Origin of the sequence: Streptococcus varani (genome assembly GCF_001375655.1) — a bacterium.
Lineage (GTDB): Bacteria > Bacillota > Bacilli > Lactobacillales > Streptococcaceae > Streptococcus > Streptococcus varani.
On the sequence record NZ_CTEN01000003.1, the window covers coordinates 60648 to 87013 of the forward strand.

Annotated in this window: 27 protein-coding genes and 1 pseudogene; all 28 read right to left on the reverse strand. The window is 42.9% G+C overall.

Going from position 1 to position 26366, the window contains the following annotated elements; translation table 11 throughout:
- Nucleotides 1–30: 30 nt before the first annotated feature.
- On the reverse strand, nucleotides 31–1383 hold the full coding sequence (locus BN1356_RS06400) for a recombinase family protein (protein ID WP_176694261.1): 1353 nt from the start codon (nucleotides 1381–1383) through the stop codon (nucleotides 31–33).
- Nucleotides 1286–2527, reverse strand: coding sequence for a recombinase family protein (locus BN1356_RS06405; RefSeq protein ID WP_093650581.1), 1242 nt, complete (start codon nucleotides 2525–2527; stop codon nucleotides 1286–1288). The genes BN1356_RS06400 and BN1356_RS06405 overlap by 98 nt, the downstream gene beginning before the upstream one ends.
- 232 nt (nucleotides 2528–2759) lie before the next feature.
- A complete protein-coding gene (locus BN1356_RS06410; protein ID WP_093650582.1) occupies nucleotides 2760–4229 on the reverse strand; it encodes a LysM peptidoglycan-binding domain-containing protein in 1470 nt (489 codons plus the stop codon).
- Between the two features lies 1 nt (nucleotide 4230).
- Nucleotides 4231–4635, reverse strand: a complete 405-nt coding sequence (locus BN1356_RS06415; RefSeq protein ID WP_093650583.1) for a phage holin family protein — start codon at nucleotides 4633–4635, stop codon at nucleotides 4231–4233.
- Nucleotides 4610–4981 (reverse strand): hypothetical protein, encoded by a 372-nt coding sequence (locus BN1356_RS06420; RefSeq protein WP_093650584.1) that lies wholly within the window; start codon nucleotides 4979–4981, stop codon nucleotides 4610–4612. Before BN1356_RS06420 ends, BN1356_RS06415 begins: the two co-directional genes overlap by 26 nt.
- 1 nt (nucleotide 4982) lies before the next feature.
- Nucleotides 4983–5186: a hypothetical protein gene (locus BN1356_RS06425; protein WP_093650585.1), complete on the reverse strand. Its 204-nt coding sequence runs from the start codon at nucleotides 5184–5186 to the stop codon at nucleotides 4983–4985.
- A gap of 12 nt (nucleotides 5187–5198) precedes the next feature.
- Nucleotides 5199–9668, reverse strand: a complete 4470-nt coding sequence (locus BN1356_RS06430; protein ID WP_093650586.1) for a phage tail spike protein — start codon at nucleotides 9666–9668, stop codon at nucleotides 5199–5201.
- Nucleotides 9668–10390, reverse strand: coding sequence for a phage tail protein (locus BN1356_RS06435; protein WP_093650587.1), 723 nt, complete (start codon nucleotides 10388–10390; stop codon nucleotides 9668–9670). The genes BN1356_RS06430 and BN1356_RS06435 overlap by 1 nt, the downstream gene beginning before the upstream one ends.
- Complete coding sequence (locus BN1356_RS06440; RefSeq protein WP_093650588.1) at nucleotides 10387–13506, reverse strand: phage tail tape measure protein; 3120 nt, start codon at nucleotides 13504–13506, stop codon at nucleotides 10387–10389. Before BN1356_RS06440 ends, BN1356_RS06435 begins: the two co-directional genes overlap by 4 nt.
- Before the next feature lie 296 nt (nucleotides 13507–13802).
- A complete protein-coding gene (locus tag BN1356_RS06445; protein WP_093650589.1) occupies nucleotides 13803–14222 on the reverse strand; it encodes a hypothetical protein in 420 nt (139 codons plus the stop codon).
- An 11-nt stretch (nucleotides 14223–14233) separates the two neighbouring features.
- Nucleotides 14234–14803: a major tail protein gene (locus tag BN1356_RS06450; RefSeq protein WP_093650590.1), complete on the reverse strand. Its 570-nt coding sequence runs from the start codon at nucleotides 14801–14803 to the stop codon at nucleotides 14234–14236.
- A 2-nt stretch (nucleotides 14804–14805) separates the two neighbouring features.
- Nucleotides 14806–15132: a hypothetical protein gene (locus BN1356_RS06455; protein WP_093650591.1), complete on the reverse strand. Its 327-nt coding sequence runs from the start codon at nucleotides 15130–15132 to the stop codon at nucleotides 14806–14808.
- 8 nt (nucleotides 15133–15140) lie between these two features.
- Nucleotides 15141–15509 carry an HK97 gp10 family phage protein gene (locus BN1356_RS06460; protein ID WP_093650592.1) on the reverse strand — a complete coding sequence of 123 codons (369 nt, stop codon included), beginning with the start codon at nucleotides 15507–15509 and terminating at the stop codon, nucleotides 15141–15143.
- Nucleotides 15502–15840 (reverse strand): phage head completion protein, encoded by a 339-nt coding sequence (locus tag BN1356_RS06465; protein ID WP_093650593.1) that lies wholly within the window; start codon nucleotides 15838–15840, stop codon nucleotides 15502–15504. The genes BN1356_RS06460 and BN1356_RS06465 overlap by 8 nt, the downstream gene beginning before the upstream one ends.
- Nucleotides 15840–16097 carry a head-tail connector protein gene (locus tag BN1356_RS06470; RefSeq protein ID WP_093650594.1) on the reverse strand — a complete coding sequence of 86 codons (258 nt, stop codon included), beginning with the start codon at nucleotides 16095–16097 and terminating at the stop codon, nucleotides 15840–15842. The genes BN1356_RS06465 and BN1356_RS06470 overlap by 1 nt, the downstream gene beginning before the upstream one ends.
- Nucleotides 16094–17305: a phage major capsid protein gene (locus BN1356_RS06475; protein WP_093650595.1), complete on the reverse strand. Its 1212-nt coding sequence runs from the start codon at nucleotides 17303–17305 to the stop codon at nucleotides 16094–16096. Before BN1356_RS06475 ends, BN1356_RS06470 begins: the two co-directional genes overlap by 4 nt.
- A 13-nt stretch (nucleotides 17306–17318) precedes the next feature.
- The gene (locus BN1356_RS06480) at nucleotides 17319–18017 is read right to left on the reverse strand and encodes a head maturation protease, ClpP-related (RefSeq protein WP_093650596.1); all 699 of its coding nucleotides are present in this window, start codon (nucleotides 18015–18017) and stop codon (nucleotides 17319–17321) included.
- A pseudogene (locus BN1356_RS06485) lies at nucleotides 18010–19299 on the reverse strand (phage portal protein). Before BN1356_RS06485 ends, BN1356_RS06480 begins: the two are co-directional and overlap by 8 nt.
- A 51-nt stretch (nucleotides 19300–19350) precedes the next feature.
- The gene (locus tag BN1356_RS06490) at nucleotides 19351–19605 is read right to left on the reverse strand and encodes a hypothetical protein (protein ID WP_093650597.1); all 255 of its coding nucleotides are present in this window, start codon (nucleotides 19603–19605) and stop codon (nucleotides 19351–19353) included.
- Nucleotides 19606–19688: 83 nt separating this feature from the next.
- On the reverse strand, nucleotides 19689–20027 hold the full coding sequence (locus BN1356_RS06495; protein ID WP_093650979.1) for a type II toxin-antitoxin system RelE/ParE family toxin: 339 nt from the start codon (nucleotides 20025–20027) through the stop codon (nucleotides 19689–19691).
- Nucleotides 20020–20313: a type II toxin-antitoxin system RelB/ParD family antitoxin gene (relB, locus tag BN1356_RS06500; protein WP_093650598.1), complete on the reverse strand. Its 294-nt coding sequence runs from the start codon at nucleotides 20311–20313 to the stop codon at nucleotides 20020–20022. Before relB ends, BN1356_RS06495 begins: the two co-directional genes overlap by 8 nt.
- 66 nt (nucleotides 20314–20379) lie before the next feature.
- Entirely contained in the window at nucleotides 20380–21972 is a 1593-nt protein-coding gene (locus tag BN1356_RS06505) for a terminase large subunit (protein WP_093650599.1), read from the reverse strand.
- Entirely contained in the window at nucleotides 21969–22442 is a 474-nt protein-coding gene (locus BN1356_RS06510) for a phage terminase small subunit P27 family (RefSeq protein ID WP_093650600.1), read from the reverse strand. The genes BN1356_RS06505 and BN1356_RS06510 overlap by 4 nt, the downstream gene beginning before the upstream one ends.
- A gap of 85 nt (nucleotides 22443–22527) precedes the next feature.
- Nucleotides 22528–22788 (reverse strand): Nmad4 family putative nucleotide modification protein, encoded by a 261-nt coding sequence (locus BN1356_RS06515; protein WP_093650601.1) that lies wholly within the window; start codon nucleotides 22786–22788, stop codon nucleotides 22528–22530.
- A gap of 86 nt (nucleotides 22789–22874) precedes the next feature.
- On the reverse strand, nucleotides 22875–23129 hold the full coding sequence (locus BN1356_RS06520; protein ID WP_093650602.1) for a hypothetical protein: 255 nt from the start codon (nucleotides 23127–23129) through the stop codon (nucleotides 22875–22877).
- Nucleotides 23130–23189: 60 nt separating this feature from the next.
- On the reverse strand, nucleotides 23190–24458 hold the full coding sequence (locus BN1356_RS06525; RefSeq protein WP_093650603.1) for a DNA cytosine methyltransferase: 1269 nt from the start codon (nucleotides 24456–24458) through the stop codon (nucleotides 23190–23192).
- A complete protein-coding gene (locus tag BN1356_RS06530; RefSeq protein WP_093650604.1) occupies nucleotides 24455–25711 on the reverse strand; it encodes a site-specific DNA-methyltransferase in 1257 nt (418 codons plus the stop codon). The genes BN1356_RS06525 and BN1356_RS06530 overlap by 4 nt, the downstream gene beginning before the upstream one ends.
- Nucleotides 25683–26138: a hypothetical protein gene (locus BN1356_RS06535; RefSeq protein ID WP_093650605.1), complete on the reverse strand. Its 456-nt coding sequence runs from the start codon at nucleotides 26136–26138 to the stop codon at nucleotides 25683–25685. The genes BN1356_RS06530 and BN1356_RS06535 overlap by 29 nt, the downstream gene beginning before the upstream one ends.
- Nucleotides 26139–26366 lie beyond the last annotated feature (228 nt).

Consider the following 26366-nt stretch of genomic DNA (forward strand, 5'->3'; position numbering starts at 1 on the left):
AAAAGACGCGATAATTACCGCGTCTTTTTTCTATAAATCTACCTCAGTCCCTTCAAGGAAGCGAACAGTGATTTCTCCATCAAGCCCTATTGTGATATGGTCTAGCACTCGACACATGTCAGAGGAATTGAAGTCTATCTGCTTCTGCCTAATCAGGTCACTCAATACCATGCTGTAGTGCTTGTCAAGCAGGTGATTCTCTGCTAAAATTTTCTCCCACTTTCCATCAAGCAAGTTAATGTTCTCGCTTAAAAGCTCCAATGCCCTTATGAAAACTTGCTCAAGTGTTCCTTCATCCAAATGGCTACTGTAACAACCTTCCACTCCCTTAATACGATAGCGGTTATTACATTGCCATACCTTACGTTTCCCTCGACTGGTCGTCCAGTTCTTTCGCCCAAAGGCTGACCCACAGGCTCCACAGAAAACTTTAGTAGTAAAAGGGTTATCCTCGTTTTGCATGATATAGGACTTGAGTTGATGCTCCTCTCGATAGGCTTTCCTTCGAGCAATTTCCAATTGAACCGTCTCCCATGTTTCTGTATCAATAATCCCCTCATGGCTAGCTTCCACATAGTATTGATTAACTTGTCCATCATTTGGAATACGTTTCTTCGTTAAAAAATCAACGGTATAAGTCTTTTGTAATAAGGCATCTCCCTTGTACTTCTCATTTTGAAGCATTTTAAGAATGCTACTAGGATACCAGTTAGCTTTACCAGACCAGCCTTTAACATCTTTGGTATTGAGCTCTTTCGCAATGTTTTCTGGACTGTGACCTTTTAGGAATTGGTTATAGATGTAACGAACAACTTCTGCTTGTTCTGTATTGATAATGAGATTGCCATGCTCATCCTTATCATAGCCCATGAATTTTGTAGTGTTAACCTGAACTACTCCACGTTCAAATTTCTTACGGATTCCCCATGTCGAATTCTCTGAAATGGAACGTGATTCATCTTGTGCAAGGGAGGAAAGAATAGTCAATAGAACTTCTCCCTTTGAATCAAGGCTGTCAATATTCTCCTTTTCAAAGGTCACACCAATCCCAAGTTCCTTGAGTTCACGGACATATTTGATACAGTCCAAGGTGTTTCTGGCAAAGCGACTAATAGACTTGACCAAAATCCTGTCCACCTTACCTTCTCTACAATCCTGTATCAGTCGGTTGAAAGCATCACGTTTTTTGGTATTGGTTGCTGAAATCCCTTCGTCCGCATAGATATCCACCAACTCATAATCTTCATGCTTTGAGATGAAGTCACGATAGTAATTTACCTGGTTCTCATAACTTGATAGCTGTTCGTCTTGGTCGGTGGATACCCGACAATAAGCGGCTACCTTGATTTTGGTTTTGACCTGATGAATGATGCTCGTCTGCACTTTCTTGGCTGGAATAACTGTAATATTTTTTGCCATATTCTATCCTTTCTATCACAGTCACTGGAGCTTTGAGTTGCCAATCAGCTATGGCTATTTCTGGAACTCTCATGCCTTGACAAGATATTTTTCCTTCTTTGATATATTTTGAACAACACCAGACAATCTGCTTCTTGTAGGAAACCTGTCGCTTGAGGGTAGAGCCGCAGTGTTGGCATTTAAGCAAACTCGTAAAACGGTAATGCTTATTGACTCCTTGTTTTCTGGACTTGCTCAAAAGTTTATCTTGAACTGCCTGCCAAGCTTCCTTTGAAACAATGGGGGCGTGGTTGTCTTCAATCAGGTATTGCTCTCGCTCTCCTTGATTTAGTTTCTTTGAACCATTAACACCATCATGAAAATATTTCTGGAGCAAGACTGCACCTTTATACTTTTCATTTTTGAGGATATTTCGAATGGTTGTATCATGCCATTTGGCTTTAGTAATGGTTGGGACTCCTTCTTGATTTAAACGTTTGGCGATACAATGCATCCCCACACCATCAAGATAGAGTTGAAAAATCCGTCTTACAATCTGTGCTTCTGCTTCATTGATAACCAATTCTCCCTTATCATCCGCATCATACCCCATGAATCTCTTGGTGTTGATAACTAGTTCACCACGTTGAAACTTTTTCTGAAAAGCCCAACGTTGGTTGGAACTCATACTGTCCAGTTCTTCTTCTGCCAAACTAGCTAGAACGGAAAGCATAACTTCGCCTTCATTGGATAGGGTATGGATGTTCTGCTCTTCAAAGTAAATCCCCACACCCAAAGCTTTTAGCTCACGACTGGTTTCAAGTACTGTCATGGTGTTCCTGGCAAAGCGAGAAATGGACTTTGTATGAATCAGATCAATCTGACCCTTACAACAAGCTTCAAGCATGGCTTGAAAACTCGGACGTTTCTCCTTTGCCCCAGATATTCCCCTGTCATAATAAACACCTAGAAAGTCAATATCCTCTCGATTGGCATAAAGGGTTTCAAAATAGACCTTCTGATTCTCAAGAGAATCAAGCTGACTACTGTTGGTAGTCGATACCCTAACATAAGCACAGACACGTTGTTTTTTCTGGTTCTCTTTTGCCTTGATTAGTCTTACTACCATGTACTTTCCTTCCTATGTTATTACACACTATATATCACTCTAAAGGGAAGATAAGTCAAGCTATCAGACCCACTATTCCCTTTAATATGTAGAGATAATTTAGGGAAAATTCATCTAAACAAATCTCCCCCTCCTACCTTACTAGGTAAATTTAAGAAGAGATTTTCCGTATTTTTAAGAAAAAAAGGACAAAAAAAATAAAGCCTGATGTTTCCACCAGGCTTGAAATCTTTTATCCTAATCTGAACCAACCGATAACTTTTCCAAGTTTGACGGTGCCAGTCGCATCATAAAGTGAGCCATCTGCCATCCAGACACGCTTCACTCGGCGAGTAATACCGCCACCTCCAATTTCCAGTTGGTCATTGATACCGTTCTTGTTGTGGTCAGTATAACCATCCACATTCTGCTCAACCCCATCAATGCTTGTACCGTCTGAATCCGTGATACAAATACCAATGTGACCATAAGGATGATGATCAGTCTTGATGACATAAAAATCACCAGCCTTGGGGTTAACGCCCCAAGCATCCTTTATGACCGTAAAGCCATTAGCTTTTGCTTTAGTCAAACAATCTATGGCATTGGTGTAAGCCATGTTCTTATCGGTCAACTCCTGCACAATCTTATCCACCAAGCTAACACATTGACCACCATAAGGATTGGTTGGAACAGTGACTTTCTGCCCAACCTTAGACAAAGCTGAAGCAACCACCCTTTGTGTCATACTGGTAGGAACAGCCTTGATGATTGAGGATATCTTGTTTATTTTTAGTACCTGTCCTACCTTAAGGACATCGGTTTTCTTCAAGCCGTTTAGAGAAAGTAAGCCATCAACTGTCAATCCAAACTTTCGTGCGATGCCCCAATAGGTATCGCCTTTTTTAGCAGTGTAGGTCTGCTCACTATGCCCCTTGGTGGAACCTTCCACATCCTGCTCCAGCACCCAAGATTGAATCCCTTCAAGCAGGTAAGCTCTCTTACTATGAGATTGATTTACGGCTTTAACTTGGAGGATTTTGTAGATACGCCCCTTGACCCAGCTCGCAACCTTCTGACCTGTTTGATAATGCGTCGCATGACCAAGTACACGGACACTATCCCCAACGTGATAAAGAGAGCTGGTGGAAGGATTGGGTTGCCTTCCTTGCTTACTGGGTGTGACAGAGACAACTGTCTTCACCTCCTCTTGGGTAATGGCAGACACCAAGCCTTTTGCCAGCTCCTCTTTTTTATTCTCAAAGATAGTCATATCCTCTTCGTTGTCGATAAAGGCAATTTCTACCAAACGATAAGCATAACCACGATTCTTCGCCTCATTGGCATTGTAGAGCCAATCCACCTTCTTGATGCCACGGTTGGTGAAATATCGGCCAAGGATGTTTAAAATGGCCAAGTCCTCCTTATCTGCCGTCAAAGAGGATTGAATAAGGACTTCCGTTCCTCGTGCGGAGCCATTAAAAGCATTGAAGTGAAGCTCGGTAATTGAATCATAGCCCTTACCAAGACTTGCCAGCGACTTATAATCATAGACGTTTTTGTCTGTGATATAATCGATAGTTTTTCCGCTGTATTTGGACATAAGTTTAGCCAACTCACGAACCTTACCTGCTTCTGTAATCCCACGTTTAGAATTAACAGCCCCTGGATCATAGACAGTTCGTCCTTGTCCATGCCCACAAATCACTAGATGTTTTCCCATATTAATCTCCTTCTTTCTCATTAAATTGTTTTAAGAACGCTTGTAATCTATCTGGTATCGGTAAACCTATCCGCACCGCATTTTCTAAAATACTCAAGCCTTCATTACCCAAGTAAAAGAAAATGACCATTGTTCGAATCGTTCCCCCTTGCTTCATGACTTTCGTATCAATAAGATGTGCAACCGAAACCAAAAAAAGAATGACAATCTTTTTAAAGATCCCTTTAAAACCAATACTACTGGAGACTTTTTTCTCCACAATAGCCGCAAAGACACCTGTCACATAGTCGATGATGAGAAAAATAAAAAGGGCATATAAAACCCCGTCAATCTCTCCAAAATGTGACCCAATCAACCCTCCAATAGTGGAAAAGAGAATCTTATTGAGCGTTAGTAATTCCTTCATCCGTAACCTCACTTTCTACAAGTTGTTCATCGACTTGGTTTGGGTCTGACCAATCTGGATTTCCCTCTTCATCAAACCGCATCAGATAAAAACAGTGACTGAAAAGATCTGTGATATTAAGCGTTAGGGTAGTGCTCCCCCACTGATTAAAGGCCCAAACTGTCTCCATCGTAATCAGCTGACGCTTGCCATTTTTAATAGCTGGTCTACGAACCTCCTCCACATACATATAGAAATCCTGCTCAGAAGTCTTACAACGGATAAACTCACCGTTCTTTCTCATGTAAGACAGTGCTGTTTCTAAATCAAATGGTTCCTTTATCTTATCAATATTGAGTAGTGCCATGTTACTTCTCTCCTTCTACTGGTTTGGTTTTCACATCAAGCAATTCAGACAATTCCTTGTTTTCTTGACGTAAACAGCTAAGTTCCTCATCCTTTTCCACCACTTGGATGGCAATGAGGTTCTTAGAGGTCATTTCATCAGAGAGCTTGGTGACAAGCTCCTGAATGGTTAATTTTAATGATTGGTTGATTTGTTCTAAATTCATAGGGTTTCTCCTTTATTTGATACTATCCCAAGTCAAGATGACATCTCCTCGACCTGTGATATTGACTAAGTGTTTAAAGTTATGATTGAATTGCTGCAGGACATCTTTTAAGCTGACATAGCTTGTGGCATTTCGGTACACACGAACATCTCCAATATTCAAAATGGAGCTAGGTCTATCTGTTGCACGATGGGCATCAATATTGAGTCGGTTAGGCAGAGTATTGATATCCCATCCATCTGGATTAGTAAAAGGTGAACTGGCTAAACGAACCTTATCCCCAACGATATCAATTTGATCATCATTAACTCCATTCCAAGCACGAATCCCAACAAAACCGCCGTCATTGGCATTCCAGTTATTCCAACGGTTCGATCCAATGATGGTGACCCCACAAGGTTTACCATTTGAAGTCCCCGTTTCAAAGGAAACCCATTGATGGGGGTAACCCGCCACTTCCCGAGAGATAGATGGAGCGTTGGTAAAGAATTTGATATTTCCTTGCGTCAAGTTTATCTTCATGGCACCATTGATGGCGGCTAGTATCCCACCAGATATTTTATTGGCGGACAAGGTGACTGCCTGTACCTGTGTGATAAAGGCAGACTTGGCAAAAAGCTGACGTAGATAGACATCATTGGCTGTTAGCTTGTTAAAGAAGGCTTGGTCTACCTTGAGCTTATCCGATGTAATGGCTTCTGCCCCTATTCGAGATGATGAAATGATGCCAGAGGTAATCTTCCCTGCATCAAGGCTAGCAATCTTGGCAGAAGAAATAACACCGTCTTGGATATAGGTTCTTCCCGTTATCTGAACCAACTTCCCATCAATTTTAACCGAACCATCCTTATTGAGATTAAGCTGATTCAATATCGTTCCTGCACTCGTTAGGTTTTTAACGGACCATGAACCTGCTAAAGTCGTCAACTGAGTTTGAATGGCAGTGACAGTCGTATTGCTTGCGCGACTTGTCTCAAGATTTCCTACCCTTGTCACCATACCATTTGCGGTCTGCACGACCTGACTGATCCGATTATGATGGTCACCAATCGTCCTAGTATGACTGGTTACGGTATCTCTTACTTCATGAAAAGCCGTAACAGTCGCATAATCCGATAAGGACGGTGTCCAATAATCTGGTGCAATATCGCCAGTTGACACCATCAAGGCTCGCCAATGAAACTGACCTGTCTTGACTCCGTCAATGCGAATCTGTAATTCAAATCCTTTAGAATTGGCATACATTTCTGGTGTCACTGTTGTCGTTAGTTTGATCAATCGATAGTTGTCGCCTGCATGTAGGGTACTTGACCACTTGTTATAAAAGGGATGATATAGATTCCAATTCGTCCAAGTCCAAACACTATTATTATCTAAGACCGGACCTTGAAGCTTCATCCCTTTATTAGCTACCGCAGGGTCCAATACAAGTTCGTCCGCAGAAACATGAACGTAAAGATGAATCTTAGAGCCTGCGTAAATACCAGAGCTATCCCCAAATTGCACCCTACCTAAACTAACAAGCCAATTTGTGCTTGAGGTAATCGTTTGAAAGGCATTCCACTTATCTGAAGTTCCAGCCATCAAATTTCTATGAGCTACAGTTCTTGGTATTTGGCTCTCCGTCTGACGAATACGCCTGGTAAAGCTATCGGTTGTCTCCCTAACTTTATTTTCTAGAACTCTTGTCGTCGCATAAGGGGTAAGGGCAGAATTGGTAATATAACCACGACCAGTGATGTTACTGTCTACCTGCGCCTTGGTTTGATAACCTTTGGTAGTAATGGCTTGTTCTACTTGAGTGGAGGTCAACCGCTTAGTGATTTCCCCAGCCTGCGTTCGAATAGATGACTCCGCACTCGTCACTCGATCGGTTAAATGATTAAAGTCGGATTTGGCCACTTTTTGAGCAATGGCATCATTGACAACAGTTAGCTCAGACTTAGTCTGACTAATCAAGCTCGCATTGCTAGTCGCTTTTGAGAGGGCGTTATCTGCCGTGGTCTTCACCCCATCCACAAAGGTCTTATCAGCTTTGAGTAAAATTGCTTGATTGGTTTGGTTGATACGAGTTGTGTGACTTTCTACCGTACGCTTGACAGTATTAAAGTCCGTTTGAGTGACCTTAGATGATACATCGTTCACTAACTGACGAATCTGTGTCTCCGCACTTGCAATCTTGCCTGCTGCTTCTGTCACTCTAGTGGAAACCTGTTCAACCCCACTAGCCGTTTGAGTGATTCTAGTTTTGACAGAATTAATTTCTTCTACCATATCGTCGGGAGCTGGAGACCAATCAGATGGAATAGTCCCTCGCTCTAGTTTTACCTGTCCATCATCATACATTCTTGCGGATACCCGCACATAACTTCCATCTGGAGGGACAATGAGTGGATTAACAATGTAGTTTTTTCCTACCTTAGAGGTATTGTATGCATTTTTACCTGTAAAACGGTTTCCAATCGGTCTCTTTCCGCTATCATAAAATTCCCAAGCATGCCAAGGCATGCCTCCTGATGGCACCGTTACCCAATAGGAAAATACTAGTTTTTCTTCTGGATTGACCTTAATGAAATCACTGGTTCGCTCCTTGGGAATACCTTGTTTTCCAAATCCACCGTTACCTGCCAACCAACCTGAATGGCTAGTTGATTCCTTATACAAGTTTCGACCACCAATTTCTGTTGGAATTTTTGCGACCGTATTTCTAATCTCAGTTGTAATACGATTACTCATTTGAACCATATTACTTTCAGCTGTATGCAATCGTTGTTTAGCTAGGTCAAACTCACTACTCTTCACTCTCTGTGCAATCTGTTCAGCCTGTAATCGGATGGATGACTCCGCACTTGTCACTCGACCTGTCAAGCTATCCACGTCTTGCTTACTGGCAAGTAATTTGAGTTCCTCTTTCGTCTGATGTAAGCTACTAGTAACTGTACCAATCTGTCCATTTAAGAGGGATTTTGCAAGGTCTACCAAACGAGTAGCTTCAGTTATGGCTTGTGATTTAGCACTAGCAATCTTGGAGTCTGTTTGGGTGCGTTCGGCTGTCGTTAAGCGGTTAGCTTCTTGGATGGCATCAAGCTTGGCTTGTTCTGCCCTTCTGAGGGCATCAGTCGCCCCAGTTTGAGCCTGCTCTGCCTTAGCCCTAGCTTCATTGACAAGACTAGTATTGACCCCTGCTTTGGCAAGAATGTCTCGTGTTGTGCGATTGTTTTCCTCTTCATGATTTTTAATCTGTTGGCTAATGACTGATAGTTCTGATTCAATCCTCGCCTTAATCCTATCTGCGTAAACTTCCCCATGACTTTGAGCTTGCTCGATGGCATCATCAATAGCTACTTGACGTTTCTCGAACTCGGCTTCAAAGGCTTTGTTGGCATTCTCCATCGCAAGCTCAACCGCTACATCTTCACTGCGCTGATTAATTTCAATGAGATTACTTGCCAGTGTTGATAAACCTCCTGTTGCTTTACTTGAACCAATACCAGCTTTGTCGTCAAAAGTTATAGTACGGTAGGTCTCAGACAGCGGATCATAATCATAAGCAATAGCTTTCTTTTTCATATCAATCCCATGTAGTTTACTTTTTAGGGTCACTGTATCCCCTAGATGAACGGTTTGTCCATCCAACTCAAAGGCTTCAACGACAATGGCATCCTTGGGTTTATCAATCCCCTCTAGGCGAAACTTGCGACTAGCCCACTCTATCAGCTCCTGACGAGTTTTGAGGTTATTATTGGTATATGTCACTTCGTTGATGAAAGGATAAGAGTTAATTAGGGGACTATCAACGGTGACCCTTAGAACAGTCTCTTTTTCCTGCCCCTCCTGCTTAAAGGATGAAGTGGCATGAATCCGAGTGATAACCTGAGAACTTTCCTTGGTGCGTTGATACTTTTTCAAGTTGTAGTGGGTCGAGATAATCACACCACGGTCTTGTCCTCGCTCTGCCTTCACTGACATGGCTAGATTATCTCGAACTAACTCCCCTTCCCAAGTTCCTACGATAGAATGTTTACCATCTAGTAGGGCAGAATAAAGGGTCTGTTCTTTATCGCTGGTGTAAGTTCTATTCTTGGCAATATCGCTGGTAAAGGAATAATCACCCAATGCAGACTTGCTTGCCATAACGAGACTAGAGAGTGCTGTCGCACATGGGACTTGGTCACACCTAAATGGTGCTACTAGTCTAGTCATGATGTCATCTGAAATATGATATGCGGTCACTTCAAGGTTGGTATCCCCTTCAATGACTTTCTTAATCCGAAATAACTGATGACCTAGCACCGGAACAGGACTACGAACCAAGTAATCCTCCTTGAGGTCTCGGTACAAGCCACTGTCCGTGAGTGGATAGGTAAAGGTCAGAACAAAATCGCCATTTATGGTTTCCTTGACGCTTGCCTTAATGGTTCCTGGGAGTGGCTTCCCATGCCATTTTGCCGTACGTACTGTTTTGTCTAATAATGATAGCACTAAGCCCACCCCCAATTCGTTTCAATGGTTAATGATGTGATACCAGGACCAAGGACAACTCCGACAGAGTCCCTTTTCCCTGCATCTATGGCAATAAAATCGCCAGCCCACTTGATGAGCTGACCTCGTTGTGTTTTAAAACTTGGCTGACTAGGATTGTTATCCATGACAACCATCTCCTGCAATCGCTCTAAGCGAATGACATCGTCTCCGATGGTAAAGCTGGTCTCACTACTCGAATTGCCAGTTATTGTAATTTTAGGATATGCAATTGCTGAACCTTGACAGCGTAAGGTTCCACTGATTCTAAAAACCTGTGGGCTGGTCGATTTAAACCACTTAGTAGGGTGGCACGAAAAAGTAACCTTGGTCTCATAGACACCTAGTTTATCCTTTTGGACAGGCGTATGGCTGGCTTTATAACACCACCAGCGAGTGGTTTTGAAACTGGAATTTTCCAGCCAGAACCCCTCTTTCAAAAAGAGTTTGAGAAAGCTATACAACTGCTCCTCACTGGGCTTGACCAAGTATAGGGTGTAACTCAAGTCCATGACACTACGGTGAGGATTACTTTGGAGAACGGCTCCTGACAAGCCCTGATGCTCAATCAAGATGGTCTTGCTTTCACTAACCGTAATCGAGGGACTATCCTCCACGATAACCTTAAAGGGAAAAGAGCTGGTGGAAACACCATCAATCGTTAAGGCATTCTGTCTTATCATAGTCTTACTCCTTTCAATCCTTGTTGACGTTCTAACTCGTACAACAACTTCTCGCCAACTAAATCCGCAAGCCGATGAAGATCAGCCTCTTCTCTCACGGTATTGCCTATAATAGTAATCTGAATAGATGAGAGGTTACTTGTCATGGTTTTAGCTATGCCTCGACCAATAGCACCAAGTGTCTGTTCATTCAATGGCAATACAGCCTCTTTTCCAGCCTCACCACCAACCATCAAGCGATTACCATTCATTCCAAAAGCTGTCGGCTTGGTTAAAATACCACCCTTGGCATACCAATCAATGGAAATGGATGGCAAACCACCCTTCAACCAATCAAGAGGATTGGCTGAACCTGACACTCTAAAATGTGGTAGGGGAATATGCGGCCACCGAATTTGGAAGTTAAAGAGATTTTTGATGGCATTGATCGCGTTACTCACGGCATCTCTTGCGGCATTGATGGCATTGGAAATGGTATTTTTTACTCCATTCCAAACGGATGAAACCGTGCTTGAAATGCCATTCAAGATATTAGACACAGTGTTTCGGATACCATTCCAACTATTTGAGACAGTTGCCCCTATATTAGCTAAAATAATAGAAATAGTTGATTGAATGGCTGTCCAAATAGATGAAACAAGGGAACTAATCGCTGTTAATAAATTCGAGAGGGTATTCTTAATTCCCGTCCAAGAACTTGTGATGTACTGGATAATGAAGTTCAGTGCTAAGGAAATAAGGGATTTAATTCCCTCCCAAGCCATCGATAAGACCTGTTTGATGGTTTCCCAGGCTCCAGACCAATCACCAGTAATGACTTGCATGACCGCTTTAATGATGCCAAGCACCACATTGATGGCAGTCTCGACCACACTCTTAATCATCTCCCAAGCAGTTGTAATGATGAGTTTGATATTCTCCCAGCCTGCTTTAAGGAAAGGTCCAAGAATTTGCATGATGGTCTGAATGACTGTCGAAATAGCTGTCCAAACGGTATGAGCAGCATTCAAAATCAAGTCTTGGTTTTCTGTCCACCAAGTTGTCAGCGTTCCCCAAATAGCCATGATAAAAGTTGAAATCTCTTGAATGACAGTCGATAGGAAGGTTGAAATGGCATTCCAAATTTCGGTTACCGCTGTACGAAAACCTTCGTTATGTTGCCAGAGTTGCTGGATTCCAACAACCAGTAAGGCAATGACGGCAATGATACCAAGAATGATTCCTACAATTGGAGCTGCCATAGTGATCATACCCATGATAGTCGTCCCCATTGCCATGGCGGCTGCTTGCAAGGCAAGAAATACAGGAAGTAATAAACCCAATCCAGCAACTAGCAGACCAACAATGACAAGAAACTGTTTCACTGGTTCTGAGAGTCCTGAGAACCAATTCGCAATATTTTGTAAAAGAGTCGCCAAAACTTCTAGAATAGGGGCTAGCGTTCCTGCTATGGCATCACCAATCTCAGCCATGGCTAACTTGGCGGAGTTTTGAGCGGTCGTGAATTGATCAATGGGGTCCAGTGTTCCCTCATAGGTCTGTTTCACAATCCCAGAAGCTTTCTCTGCAGTTCCTGCAAGGTCATCAAAAGATAAAGCCCCACGCTTGATGGCATCTACCATGCGAGGGGCGGCCTTACTACCAAATACCTCAGATGCTAAGGATAGCGCTTCGGTTTCACTGGTCGATTGCTTGATTTGCTCAACGGTTCCAGCCAGACCTTCTTTCAAGGTCAATCCGTCTTTGGCATATGCAACTGCTGCTTTGGATAAGGATGATAGGGCTGCCGATGAATCAACACCAGCTTTTTCAAAGCGACCCATTAGGGTCACACCATCATCAAAAGATAAGCCGAGTGACTTAATTTGTGGTGCTCCAGCTACAGCTTTATCCATCAATTCTTGAACACCGACTCCAGTTTGTTGGCTAGTGTAAGTGACGGTATCTAAAACTCTTCCTAAATCAATCGCTTCAAGCCCATAGGCTTCAATGGCTTGTTTGGCTGAAATGGCAGAGTTCGTCACATCGCTCCCATTAATTTCAGAGAACTGAATCAACTGGGTAGATGCACTTTTTAAGGCATCTCCTGTTAACCCAAATTGCGTATTCAATTCTCCGACAGCACTTCCTGCTGTATTAAAATCTGTTGGTAGTTCGGTTGCTAGATTTTTGGCAATGTCTGTCATCTCTTCAAGAGCAGAACCTGTCGCCCCGGTCTTGGTGACAATAATATCCATCCCCTCATCAACTTCAAGAAAAGCGTCAAGCGATTGCTTACCGAAGTCAATCAACTTCTGTGACGCCTCTCCTAATTTATCGCCAAACTCCATGAGAAGGTCAGCTTTTAAGAGGTTATTTGTCTCCTCTAAAGAAGCCTTGGAACTTTCAGAACTAGACGCCAACTCCTCCATCTCATTTTGAAGATTGTTGTAAGCTGTCTTTGTCTCATTGAGGGTTTTCTCAAGCTTATTAGCTTCAACCGAATTCTCCCCATATTCCCTCTTCGTCAAAGAGAGCTGTTGTTCCAGATTATGAATCTGTTTCTCAAGGATCTCTGAATGAGCAGCTACCTTTTGTTGGGCGAGTGCTAACTTATCAGCCTCACTTGCGGTCGAACCTAAACTTGATTCTTGTAGCTTAAAGGAACTATTGAGTTTCTCACTCTCTGACACCAATTGTGCCTGCTCATTTTGGAGATGATTGAGTTTTGAACGATTAGTTTCAACCTGTGCTCCATTTTCTGAAAGGGTTTTGTTTACACTTTCTAGCTTTGATTCATAACCCTTTAAGACCGCTTGAGTGCTCTCCACCTCCCGCTGAAAGGCACGGTACTGGTCTGCACCGATGTTTCCAGCCTTAAACTGAGCTTCGACTTGAGATTGAGCTTGACGAAGCGTAGCTAGCTTCTCCTTGGTGATCTCAACTTGTTTGGCTAAGACTTCCTGCTTTTGGGTCAGGAGAGTAACATTACCAGTGTCAAACTTAAGCGCCTTGTCAATCTGACGCAGTTCTTTTGTGGCCTCAGAAGCTTGTTTGTTCACACCCTTTAAGGCATTTTGTAAGGGTTGGGTATCCCCACCAATCTCAATGGTAATCCCTTTGATGTTACCAGCCATGGTCACTCCTCCTTCCATCAAGATACAAAGGGCGTCAAAAGCAAGGTAAAAATAGGAGAGGGATGAATGGTGCTTGCAACAAAGTTCCTCTCTCTCTTTTTTACACAGCTTTTAGCCCGTGTTCAGTTCCTACTAGAAATTGTCAAAGTCAGCTTGGGTTGCTCGTCGTTCATTGACCTGTTCTTTTGTACGCAGTTCGACATAATCCGTCTGATAGTCTAAAGCCATGCCAATTGAGATATGTTTTAAGTCATCAATGGATAATCCTGTCTCTTTACAGCATGACAGGTAACTTTCTACTGTGAAAATTTCTTCACTCGCTGCTTCTGAGTCATCTGCTTTTTTCGAGTGCTCATCCCATGATTTAACATCTCCATCAAGACTGGGGCGACTTCCTGTACTGGGAACTCCTCCATGTCCATGAAGAAATCCATAAATGGCTTGATACGAGGATTGGCGGATTTGGCAAAGACCCAAAAAATACGGTGGAAAAAGGTCATATCAAAATCAGATAAGATAGACAGATCAATCTGATTGCTCTTTAGTTCTTCTCCTTCCTCCAATTGATCGAGCTTTTCCAATATGGCTTGACTATTGACCATAGAAAAGAGATCCTGAAAATAATCTTTCCCAAACTGCTCCTTGTAAGCAATGGGGGTGTAGGCATTGGTAGCCAATTCATAGTGATTGTCACTGATAGTAATACTTGTACGCATAAGTGACTCCTTTATTTACGAGGTTCAAAGACTGCCTTGAACCAATTTTGACGGACTTCATCGCTTGTCTCTTCAGTAGTTCTACGACGGACAATCTTATCTAGTGGTCGTGGACTGGCAGTAAAATTCAGTTCGACTTCGTTGATATCAGCCCCTGACTTGGTTTTAGACCCAACAGTGGGCCGTGACGCATAACAGTAATAAAGCACATGAAGCGTCTCTTTCTTGTCCCCTTCAAATCGGAACATGAGGGCAAAGTTTCTCTTCTCGCTATTTGCGATCTCTGAGATGGTATTGGTGCCTTCATCCAATTGTTCACCAAGAACTCGAGTCAGAAACTCCTGCGTTAATAGGGCAACTTTCAATGTCCCCTCGTAGCCATCGTTGGATTCTGAGGTATAGAAATTGATATTGTCCGCCTTATAAGAACCCTTGTCTCCAGTGGGTTCAAGGGTTAATTCTGCAGCACCACGAAGACGCTCAACATTACCATAGGTTAAGGCTCCGTCTGCTCCCTCATTGGTGACTTCTGCCCAGTGGACATCTTGTAGGCCAAAGGTGACCTTGTTTTTTTCTGCCATGATTATCCTCCTAATAGTGTGATGGAATAAATGGTTTGGTAGAGTTTCTCACTAGCGATGTAAGTCTCTACCTTGTCAAAATAAAGACGGTGATCATCAAGAACTGATTCCACCGTTTCTTCTGTTGCTAAGTCTTTCTTTGTCGTGTAAAGTTCAATCTGAACGTTAAGTCTTTTGTGATAAGCCCAGTTATCTGCCCCTTGATTATCTGAATCAGTGACCAGATAAACCATAAAGGGAGGACTGGGACTGTGCCCTTCCTCAAAATGGTGATAGGCTACTGGAAGTTTGGTCTCTTTTAGGACACGAAAGAGGTTGTCAAAACGCATAAACCACCTCACAGTTTCTGTCTCAGCCTATCTTCAAAAGATGCAATCGCCTTTTTCTCGACAGGAGCAATGTGCTTTCGCCCTTCAACCCGACCACCGTTTTGTTTGGCATGCCCATCTTCGAGCAAATGCGTCAGTCCTGGGGTTCGGTTGTGAATGGTCTTAGTCAGAGCTGTATTGGTGTCAGTCGTTGCCCTACTCGTCCAACCTTTGGCATACTTCCCACGACGTTTGGGCGACGTGACGGTTAAGGTCTCAACGGCATCATTTGTGACTTCCTCAACCACCTCACGCATAGTGTCTGTGGTGCCTTTGACATAGGTGGTCAGCTCCTTTTCAATAACAGAAGCTAAATCATCAAGTCCAATCTTAGTCATAAGGTTCCTCCCTAGTCGCAACAACATAAATCAAGCTTCGAGCCACAGTATCACCATCGATGGACTCAATGGTATAGGTCTGACCTCGGAATTGAAGTCGTGCAGTCAAGGTGTTCAACGCAAGCACTGCTTTGTCATAACGCAGGGTAAACTGCACCTTGTTGTGAATCAACTTGGTCACACTTCCATCCCTCTCAGTTAAAGCGATAGGGCGACAGGAACACCAACGTTCAAAGAGAGGTATCCAAGTAGATGATTCGTTGCCTATCTCATCCTGAATAATCTGCCGAATTTGGAAAATCATCTTTTCACGTAAAGGAGCAATTTTCATTAGAACACATCCTTTCGTTCTGCCAGAAGCAAGTGATAAAGGGTCTCCTTCAACTCTTTGTGATTGGCGGTCTCACGGTGTTCATAAAGATAGGCAACCCCAAAAAGGATTGCCGTCTTTAGAACCTCAGACTGACTTGCCTGTCGTAAAATATCTTTACAGAGTTGATAACTGGTTTCAATCAAGTGCTCAATCAACTCGTCCTCATCGTCATGATCTACCTTTAGATAGAGTTTGGCATCATCGAGTTTGATCATGATGCTTTAGCCTTCACCGTCAAGGTTTTTACGGCTTCTGGCAAGACCAACTTACCATCGACACGTTGCGAAGCCAAGAAACCAATCTGCCCATTATTGGCGTAGAGCTCATTGAGTCGCTTGAAGGTACGCCCTTGTCGGTCTGCGATCCAATAGTATGAGATGTCCCCAAAGGCAATGGCTTTATTGCCTGCTTCAGGTAGTGGCGCAAAGGTCGACGTATAGTATGGACGATTGAGAATCAAATCTGGCTGTCCAGCTTGAGTGGAGGGTTGCCAGATGTAATTTCCGTTATTATCCTTGAGTTTACGGATTGCTTTGACGGTCGTATCATGCAAAATCCATACCGCATTCTTACGATATGGAGCTGGAAGAGAATGGTATAACTCAATCATGTCATCAAAAGTGATATCCTTGGTTGAGGTTGTTGGTCCAGTCACTTCTGCCTGCGTGAAGATCCCAGTTGGTTTCTTAGAGCCGTCTCCGATGAGAAAGGCTTTTTCTTCTTCTGCCCCAATACGACGGGCAAACTCTGTCGTCATGTAGGACTCAAGGTCAAAGACTGAATCATTCAACAACTCTTCAGAAACGCGAATGGCAGTCCCAATCTTATGAGAATCCAGAGTCACTTGACCAAATGTTTCATCCGTTTCAGGGTAGAGACCATTTTCATCCATCCATGACGCTGTACCGTGACCAGTCACAACGGGAATCTTACGCTCACCACTTGAGGTTTTAATAACGGTTGCAAGGCTACGGAAGAAATTTTCTTCCTGAAGACCTTGAACCAATTTTTTCTCGTATTCATCAGGAACAAGATGACCACCTTCGGTGTCCTCGCCAACACGCAAGGCATTGTTCAGATCCAAGTAGTTTCGCTTACGGACATTGGTCCAGAAGGTTTTGGTATAGATATCTGAAGCGATGCCTTTCTTCTCGTCCTCTACGACTATGTCTTTCAAAACTGTCGTTGGTTGAGTGGTGAGGGCTTGAGAGGTTGGTTGAGCCAGTTCAAGGTCAATTTTTTCTTGACGCTCCAAGCGAGCAATCTCTTGATTGTAGAGATTGATTTTGGATTCCATCTCTTCATAGCGTTTGGAATCTTCTTCTGAGACCAAGCCATCTTCAGTACGTACAGAGTCAAGAAAGGCTTTAGCTTGTTGCCAAGCCTGGTTACATTTTTCTTTCAATTCAAGTAATTTAGACATAGGGTTTCTCCTTTTATTTCAATAAATTCAATCGTTTTTCCAACTGATTGAGGGGGATGGTGTTCTTTGGTTTAGGTGGTTGAAGACTCGATTGTAGTTTCACCACTAAATCATGAACCGCAGTTACTCTGCTAAAGGTGTAGCTATTTTGATGATTCTGCTCTGATGTTTCCTCTTTCTCAAAGAGAACCTTATCCGCAAAGCCAAGCTCCACGGCCTTCTTGGCATTGAACCACGATTCCGAATCCATGAGATGTGAAATCTTGGTTCTGGAAAGTCCTGTTCGCAACTCGTAGGCGTTAATGATAGACTCCTTAATTTCACCAAGCATGTCAATGACCTTAGCCATATCCTTAGCTTCACCTTGTGCAAATGTCCATGGGTTATGAATCATCATCATGGAAACAGGACTCATGGAAACCGTCGTCCCTGCCATGGCAATGACACTAGCGGCACTTGCGGCTAGACCATCAATGATGACATGGACATCGCCCTTATAATCCATAAGCATGTTATAGATTTGGGCTGCCGCAAAAACATCACCCCCTGGACTGTTAATCCAGAGGGTGATATCGCCTATTCCAGAAGTCAAGTCATTCTTAAAGAGCTGTGGGGTAACTTCATCCCCAAACCAAGTCTCGTCCGCAATCTGTCCTTCAATCCGAAGAGTGCGGACATCTCCTTCATCGGTAAAGTTCCAAAATTTACGCATCTTCTTCCTCCTCTGATGGGTCTTCTTCTGGTTCCGTTTCTGACGGTTGCTTCATGAAACCACCAGCATCTTTTAATTTGGTCATGTTGCCATTAATCAAGTAAAGGTTTCCACCTTCTTCATCAGATAACAAATTCAAATCTTCCAACTCACGGATATCATTAGTCGAAAGCCAACCATTTTGACGTGCAATGGCATAACCATTCATACGGCTTTGGTAATCACCACGAAGCAGACCATCCACATTGAATTTGATGAGATAGCGTTTCTTTTCTTCGGGTAAAAAAAGAGACCGCTTGAAGGCTTGTTACAGACGAACCACCCAAGGGTCTAAAGTATATTTGACAAACTCCAAGGACTGTTGTTCGATGTTTGAAAAAGAAGATTTCTCCAAATCTCCCACCATGTGAGGTGGCACTCGGTAGAGCCTTGCAATCTCATTGATTTGAAACTTTCTTGTCTGCAAGAACTGGGCTTCCTCTGGTGGGATACCTACCTGCGTGTACTTCATCCCTTCTTCAAGTACCGCTACCCTATGGGCATTAGTCACCCCATTGTAGACCGCATTCCAAGAATCTCGGACTCGTTTGGGGTCTTTGAGAATGCCCGGGTGCTCCAAAACTCCTCCTGGATTTGCCCCATTTTTGAAAAATGAAGCCCCATAGTTTTCCGTTGCCAAGGTCATCCCTATCGCGTTTTTGGCAAGGGCAATAGGAGAGTAACCAATCAAACCATCAAATCCAAGCCCAGGGATGTGAAGGACATCTTCCTGTTTTAAGATGACAGCACCCTTTTCTTTAAAGTTTGGATTCTCCTCAGTTTGACGTTGGTATTTGTAGTAGAGTTTGCCACTATCATCACGATGCACTGACATCTTGTCAGGCAAGAGGGGGTAGAGGCTAATTACCTGCGCACTTCTGTCACGAATAATCTGAACATAGGCATTTCCCCAAATCAAGAGATGGGTCATCAAGGTTTCTCGAAAGACAAAAGACGACATCTCTGGATTGGGTTCATCATGGAGTAAGAAATACAAGGGATGGTCCACCTTCTTTTCCTTACCAGTAAGCGTACGTTCATAGACATGAACAGGTAGTGAAGCCACTGCTTCAGCCAAGATACGAACACAGGCATAGACTGCCGTCGTCTGCATGGCTTTAAATTCATCCACGTTCTCCCCACTGGTTGTTCGCCCAAAGAGGTAGGAGAAATCCTGACCTTCATAACTGTTTTGGGGCTTGTCTCTAGCCCTTTTTCTTCCAAGTATATCAAGTAGTCCCATAAGCCCTCCTTATTTTTGGGTACGAAAAAAGCACCTCATTTTGAAGTGCTTTCAGTCTTTTTTACAAACCATACCATTTAATTGATTAGCTCGAACAACAAGATAATGTTTGGCAAGCCATTCTGATTTTTCATCCTCATTCGGAATTTCTTTCACCCGATCAACCACTGAATCTTCCAAAGTAGTCACAAAGCCTAAATAGTCTGTTACTAAATCCTCTATCTCCACACCAGATTTAGCACAAATTTCTCGGGCGCTTGAAACAAGTTCGTAATCCATTTTTATAGGTAAAATTGTATTCGCCACATTTACCACCTCACTAATAAAATTTAATGGTTGTTGTTCTATTTTTACTCTAAATATCAAGTTTTAGAGTAGAAGATTTAGAACTATTTATTGAATAATTTAGCCCAGTTTTGCTTTGAATTCATGATACGGGCAACGTTAACGGTGTGTTGCTCTATGAAATAAAAAGCAATATAGTTTTCGATAGGCATATAGCGATAGATTTTACCATCATCAGTCAATTGACCATAACCACGACTTGATACCAAAGGACAGGCCTCAGGAAAAGTTTCTAAGGTTTCAAGAGCAGATAATATTAAATCAATCTTCCCATCTGCAGATTGTTGGCTATAAAAGTTCACTAAGATATATTCATGGATATCCCTCAAGTCTTGCTTTGCATGGTCTGCAAGAAGAACATGGTAACGGTTGTGATTAGTCAAGGCCAAATTCCTTTCTTACATCAGAGAGTGCAATCACCTTGCCCTCCATGATATCTTGATGCCCAAGCAAAATCTCCTTTTTCAAATCTTCAAAAGCAATTTGATACTGTGATTCTGTTAAATCGCTAGAAACGAATTCTTTTGCATCGACTGCCCCTGTCGCAATTTTACGGAGAGCCGCATTGAAAACATCAGAAAGCGTTAACTTTTCATCTGCTAGAATTGCTTTGGTTTGTTGGTAAAAGACAGAATCTGCTCTAAAATTGACTGGTTGAGTATTTGCCATAATAAAGACCTCTTTTGTAAAGATGATTTGTATTTACATTTTATCAAACTTCTCTTTATACTTCAACTAAAAACTCAATATGCCTCGCTCATCATAAATACTTCCCTCATTACCTTGATGGCGAATACAACGGTCAAGTCCCATAATGAGAGCCACAATACCATCAATCTTCTCAACTGATTTCTCCTTATCAGGCTTGATATTACCAGCTGGGTCTTGTCGCATGACCACGTTTTGTCCCATCCATTTAAGAACTGGATGACCTCCGTGTTGAACTTTCCCCTCCATCATGAGTTTGTAGAGTTCTTTAGAAGGTGGACTCATATCCTTGTAGCCTTGTCCAAATGGCACCATGGTTAATCCCATCCCCTCAAGGTTCTGCACCATCTGCGTCGCATTCCAACGGTCGTAGGCAATTTCCTTGATGTGATAGGTATCAGAGAGTTGTTCAATGAATTTCTCGATGAAACCATAGTGAACAACATTCCCTTCAGTTGTCTTGATATAGCCTTGTCTTTCCCAGACATCATAGAGCACATGGTCACGACGGCAACGGAGCTCCAATGTATCTTCTGGTAACCAGAAAAAGGGCAAAATGATATAGTTTTCTTCCTCATATCGAGGAGGAAAGACCAAAACAAAAGCTGTAATGTCAGAGGTACTTGAGAGGTCAAGCCCTGCGTAACAATCACGACCTTTGAGAGCTCCATAGTCAATTGGGGCATTTCCTTTGGCATAAACGTGTTCAGGTATCCAAGCCACACTGGAACTTGTCCACATATTGAGACGGAGCTGCTTAAAGACATTCTCCTCTGCTGGGTTATCAAGAGCCTGTTGATAGGCTTCACGAACACGGTCAATCCCAATGGTATGACCAAGTGATGGATTAGCTTTCAGCCAGTTGGCTTCATCATTCCAGTCATCTTCATCAGAAAGACCATAAACTACAGGATAGAAGGACGTGTCCTTCTTTCGTCCTTTAAGAATATCAAGAGCCTTGGTATGGAGTTCATAACAAATGGAGTTTTTATCTGTCCCTGCTGTCGTAATGATAAAAAAGAGGGGCTGTTCCCTCGCATCCCCAGAACCCTTGGTCAAAACATCATAGAGATGGCGATTGGGTTGGGCATGAATTTCATCAAAGACCAATCCCGACACGTTCAGCCCATGCTTGGTTCCTGTCTCGGCAGACAGAACTTGATAAAACCCAGCGTTTGAATAATTGACAATTCGCTTGGTAGCTCCCATTATCTTAGAACGCTTTTCCAAAGGGCGACTCATGAGTACCATTTGTTTTGCCACATCAAAAACAATAGAGGCTTGGTTACGATCACAAGCTGCTCCATAAACTTCTGCACTAGCTTCATTATCGGCATAAAGTAGATAGAGGGCAATAGCTGCCGCCAACTCACTTTTACCGTTCTTCTTTGGAATTTCAATGTAAGCAGTTAAGAACTGACGATTACCATCCTCTTTCACTATTCCAAATAGATCTCGGACAATCTGTTCCTGCCACGGCAACAAGTCAAACTTCTTGCCTGCCCACTTCCCTTTGGTATGACAGAGATTCTGGATAAAGGTCACTGCCCTATCTGCCTTTGCCTTGTCGTAATGTGAAGTCGAAAGCATAAAGGGAGTTGGTTTATAACGATAGGTCATAAAATACCTCCTAACAAATCTTCCATCTCATCACCTGTACCAACTTCTGCGTCCATAGTCGCCAAGCGGTTACGAGCTGATGGCGTCAAACCAAACTGCTCACAGAACTTGAGCATAATCTTCAGATTGGTCTGACTGATAGACACCTGTGGCACTTGTTGGAGATAGCCGTTTGGGGTCTTGATGATGGAGCCATGTTTAGAGAGAAACTCCTCTGCTTCCTTCCACCTTGCATAAGCTTGGCAATACCCTGCAAAGGCCGTCATGTCCATCTCCGTTAACAAGCCCATCTGCTCAAGAATTTTCCCCACTCGCTTCCATTCCTTCTTGGCATCATCTTCCAGCCACTGGGGGCAACGTGGGGCTTTCTGCTTAGGCTTAACCTCGTTGGTAGGTAGAGGTCGTTTCCCAGGATTACCTTCAAGTAGTTTCAAATTGGTCGGCTTTGGTTTTCGCCCTCTAACTGCCACAGTCTCACCTCCTTTTTGGTACAAGAAAAGGCTTCATCTGAAACCTTTTACATCTTTTCAAGTCAACTGAATAGAACGTAGAATATTATGATTCATCTCTTTCTCCGATCATTTCGAAGGCCCATTTTATGGCATGACCTGAATCTTCAAAACGGTCTTCTGAAGTATGGATTAATTTTACTGCGGTATCCGATTCCTCACACCAATTACTTGTAGGATAGAGTTTAAAAATATCAACAGAAACATCTCCTACTAACACATCTTCAAGTACAATCACCCAATCATTAAAATGAATCACTTGCATACTCTGATCATTTTCTAGACTCTTTAAAGTTGTAAGGTACATTTTTGGCTCCTTTTCGTCATGTTATTGTGTCCATATTAACTCTAACACAAAGAGTTATCCAGTTATTTCTACTTAGGTTTTGAGATTTATTTTGAGAAAGTTTGCGACACTTCCTCCCATAATTGGGTCGTATCATCATTGATACAGGTCACTTCTATATCGATAAAATACCCTCTATCAATTCCAGTCTGGATAGCAAAAAGCAATTCATTAATCTGTTCCAAATTAGCTTTTTCAATGATATCCAGTTCAAATTCTCTTGTCTTTTCATAATGGTGTTTCATCACCATCAAGTGGACATAACAACAATCAATTATCTGATTTGCTTCAGCTCTGGTCATTCGTTGACTCCTTTATCTTTTGGTAGTCGTATAGTACCGTAATAACGAATAGATATCCAGTTATAAGCTATTTGATAGGGAAGAAAGGATTGCTTTCCCAATGGCATAAACAACCGTTACTGTCACACCATTACCTGCCTGTTTATAGAGTTGATTATCTGAGTTGACTGCTTGTGCCTTTTCAAATAACTCATCTGAAAAACCTTGCAGTCTGAAACACTCTCGTGGGGTTAACCGTCTGATTTTCACCACTCGACCATTCCAGACTACCGCTCCCATTTGGCCACTACAAGAAAGATTATGTGCCATTCCTTTTCCAACTCTTGCTCTACGAGTAGCTGAGTTGGGATAAGAAAGGTCAACAGAATCACCGACCTCTGCAACCTGGTAACCTTGTTTTGTCCCATTTCTGACCTTGATGCCTTCAAGAACACCATGACGGTCTTGGGAGGTTAGAGTAAACATGACTTCACCAGCTTCCTTCATCCGTCTGCCGTTTTGACGTTTGGTCACTCTGTCTGGTGTCAGAATGGGTTGAACCTCAAGAACACCAGAGTTCATCGCTGTTCTCTTTGTAGCTCCTGCCGTGTAGCGAGCAGTGATGCACCGTACTTCTTCCGTCAGCTTAGGTGCCGTCAAAGACTGGTCAATCAGATAAAGACCTGTCTTAGCTCCTAGTCCCCCACCCTCACCAACGAGGGTTGTGGCAATGCCACTGGGGTCGTAGACACGATAGCTTTGCATACCGCCTATAAGTTGCTTAAGATAGCGACCGCCTTCTCCGCTGAGAGGTAATACTTGTCGTCGACCTCGACTTCTAAGATGTCCGAGAGTGTAGATGCGTTCTCGGTTTTGGGGAACTCTGTAGTCTTTTGAGTTGAACACTTGCCATTCAAGGTCATACCCTGCTTCATCCAAGATAGAGAGATAGTCGAGATAATCTCGTCCGGAGCTACTTGATAGAAGTCCCTTAACATTTTCAAGGAGAACCCATTCGGGTTTATTTTCTTCCTTTTGGCTTTGGAGGAGATTAACAAATGTAAAAAAGAGTCCACTTCGTTCACCTCGTAGGCCGGCTCGCTTTCCTGCGATAGACACATTTTGACAAGGGCTTCCCGCACACCAGAGATCTGCTTTTGGAAGTCCTGTTGGGTCAATCGTTGTGATGTTGTCATGAAACCATCCTCCTTTCGTATCATACATTGCTTCATAAGATTTTCTGGCAAACTTATCCTTTTCACAATAGCCAAGGCAGGTCAACCCTGCCAACTCTAAGCCACGACGAAAGCCACCAATACCCGCAAAGAAATCAAGAAAGGTTAAAGTCATACATCTTCCTCCATCAATTCTACGGCTTGGTCATAGGTCAAAGTCTCACCATTTCGGAGTACCTTCACGTCAGCATTTCCAGTTGACTCCATGTAGCGTTTGACAATCACATCCACAAACTTCTCATCCAGCTCAATGCCGTAACACACTCGACCTGTTTGGTCTGCCGCTAGTAAGGTTGAACCTGAACCAAGAAATGGATCAAAGACTAGCGTTCCTCGCATAGAAGAGTTTTGGATGGGATAAGCCATGAGCTGAATCGGCTTCATGGTTGGGTGGTCTTTACTAGACTTGGGACGGTCATATTCCCAGATGGTAGTCTGCTTACGATCACTGAACCATTGGTGTTTTCCTTTTTGTCGCCACCCGTACAAAATCGGCTCATGTCGCCATTGGTAGGGACTACGGCCAAGGACAAGAGAGTTCTTTTTCCAAATACAACAACCGCTCAAATAGAAACCAGCGTCCTTGAAAGCCTTACGGAAGTTTAATCCTTCTGTATCCGCATGGAAAACATAGATAGATGCATCAGCTTCCATGTGGCTTTCCACTTGGGTAAACATGTCGTAGAGGAACCGGTAGAAATCCCCATCCGACATATTGTCGTTTTGAATTTTCCCAGCGGTTTTTTCAACATCACAATTATATGGGGGATCCGTCACAACAAGGTTGGCTTTCTTATCCCCTAGTAATTGCTCATAAGTTTCTGCCTTGGTGGAGTCCCCACAAATCACTCGGTGCTTTCCAAGCTGCCAGATGTCTCCATATCTTGCGACTGTTGGTTTCTTCAGCTCCTCTTCCACATCAAAGTCGTCTTCAGACAAGTTCTTGTCGTGGACGTTGGAGAGAATATCATCAATCTCTGGGAGTTCAAACCCCGTCAAATCAAGATTGAAATCAGACTCTTGCAAATCCAAAAGCAAGTCCGCTAGAAGCTCTTCATCCCACTGACCAGTGATTTTGTTTAGGGCAATGTTCAGTGCCTTTTCATCATCCTTAGAAAGAGAAACAATGACACATTTTGCCGTCTCATACTTGAGGTCTTTGAGAATCGTCAAGCGTTGGTGACCACCGATGACCGTCATATCTTCGTTCACAATAATGGGGTCAACGTAGCCAAACTTGAGTAAGCTTTGTTTAATCTTTTCGTATTCCTTATCCCCCTTCTTCAATTTCTTTCGAGGATTATAAGAGGCTGGCTTTAAATCACTCAAAGAGAGTTCCTTAATCTCCATGGTTGGTTGAGTTGTCATTATGACCTCCTTTGTAAAATCGTGATTGAATGTAACACGAATGGCTACAAAATTTTCTATTCGGATTGGCATAGGACAAAAAAGACCCACCACAGTTCTGGCAAGTCAGTTCATCGTATGCAGTTTTGGTTTTATCATGTTGGTCTTGGTGTGTAGCCCAGTGAATTTTACGACACCTATCAGAGCAGAATTTTTTTGGACGTCCTGTCTTTTTATGGTCAAGTTTTATCCCACAAGTTAAACAGTTATCATACCCCAGTTCTGCAATCATCTGCTGGACAACATGAGCGTAACCTTTTAACTCAGGTCTACGACTACAAAATTTTCTAACCGCATCTTTTGGGAGATGAACCGTTTGTGCAATCGTTCCATAACCGTTCCCTTGACTTCGCATCGCCCATATTTGTTTGCGTTGACTTTCGTTCAATGATGTTCCTCCTCATCTAAAATCACACTGTTTTAATCCTTTTTACATTATTTTTTGCCAAAATTCCCCCACAAAATCAAACCAAAAAACGAAACGACCTCTCCCAACAAACCTTATAATGATTAGGGTTCAGCATAGCTTTAACCCATTTTCAAGTCCCCCTTAACGAATTTTGCGAAAATGCACGTTTGAGGGGGCGTCGGTCTTTGGGGGACAAGGATTTAGAGA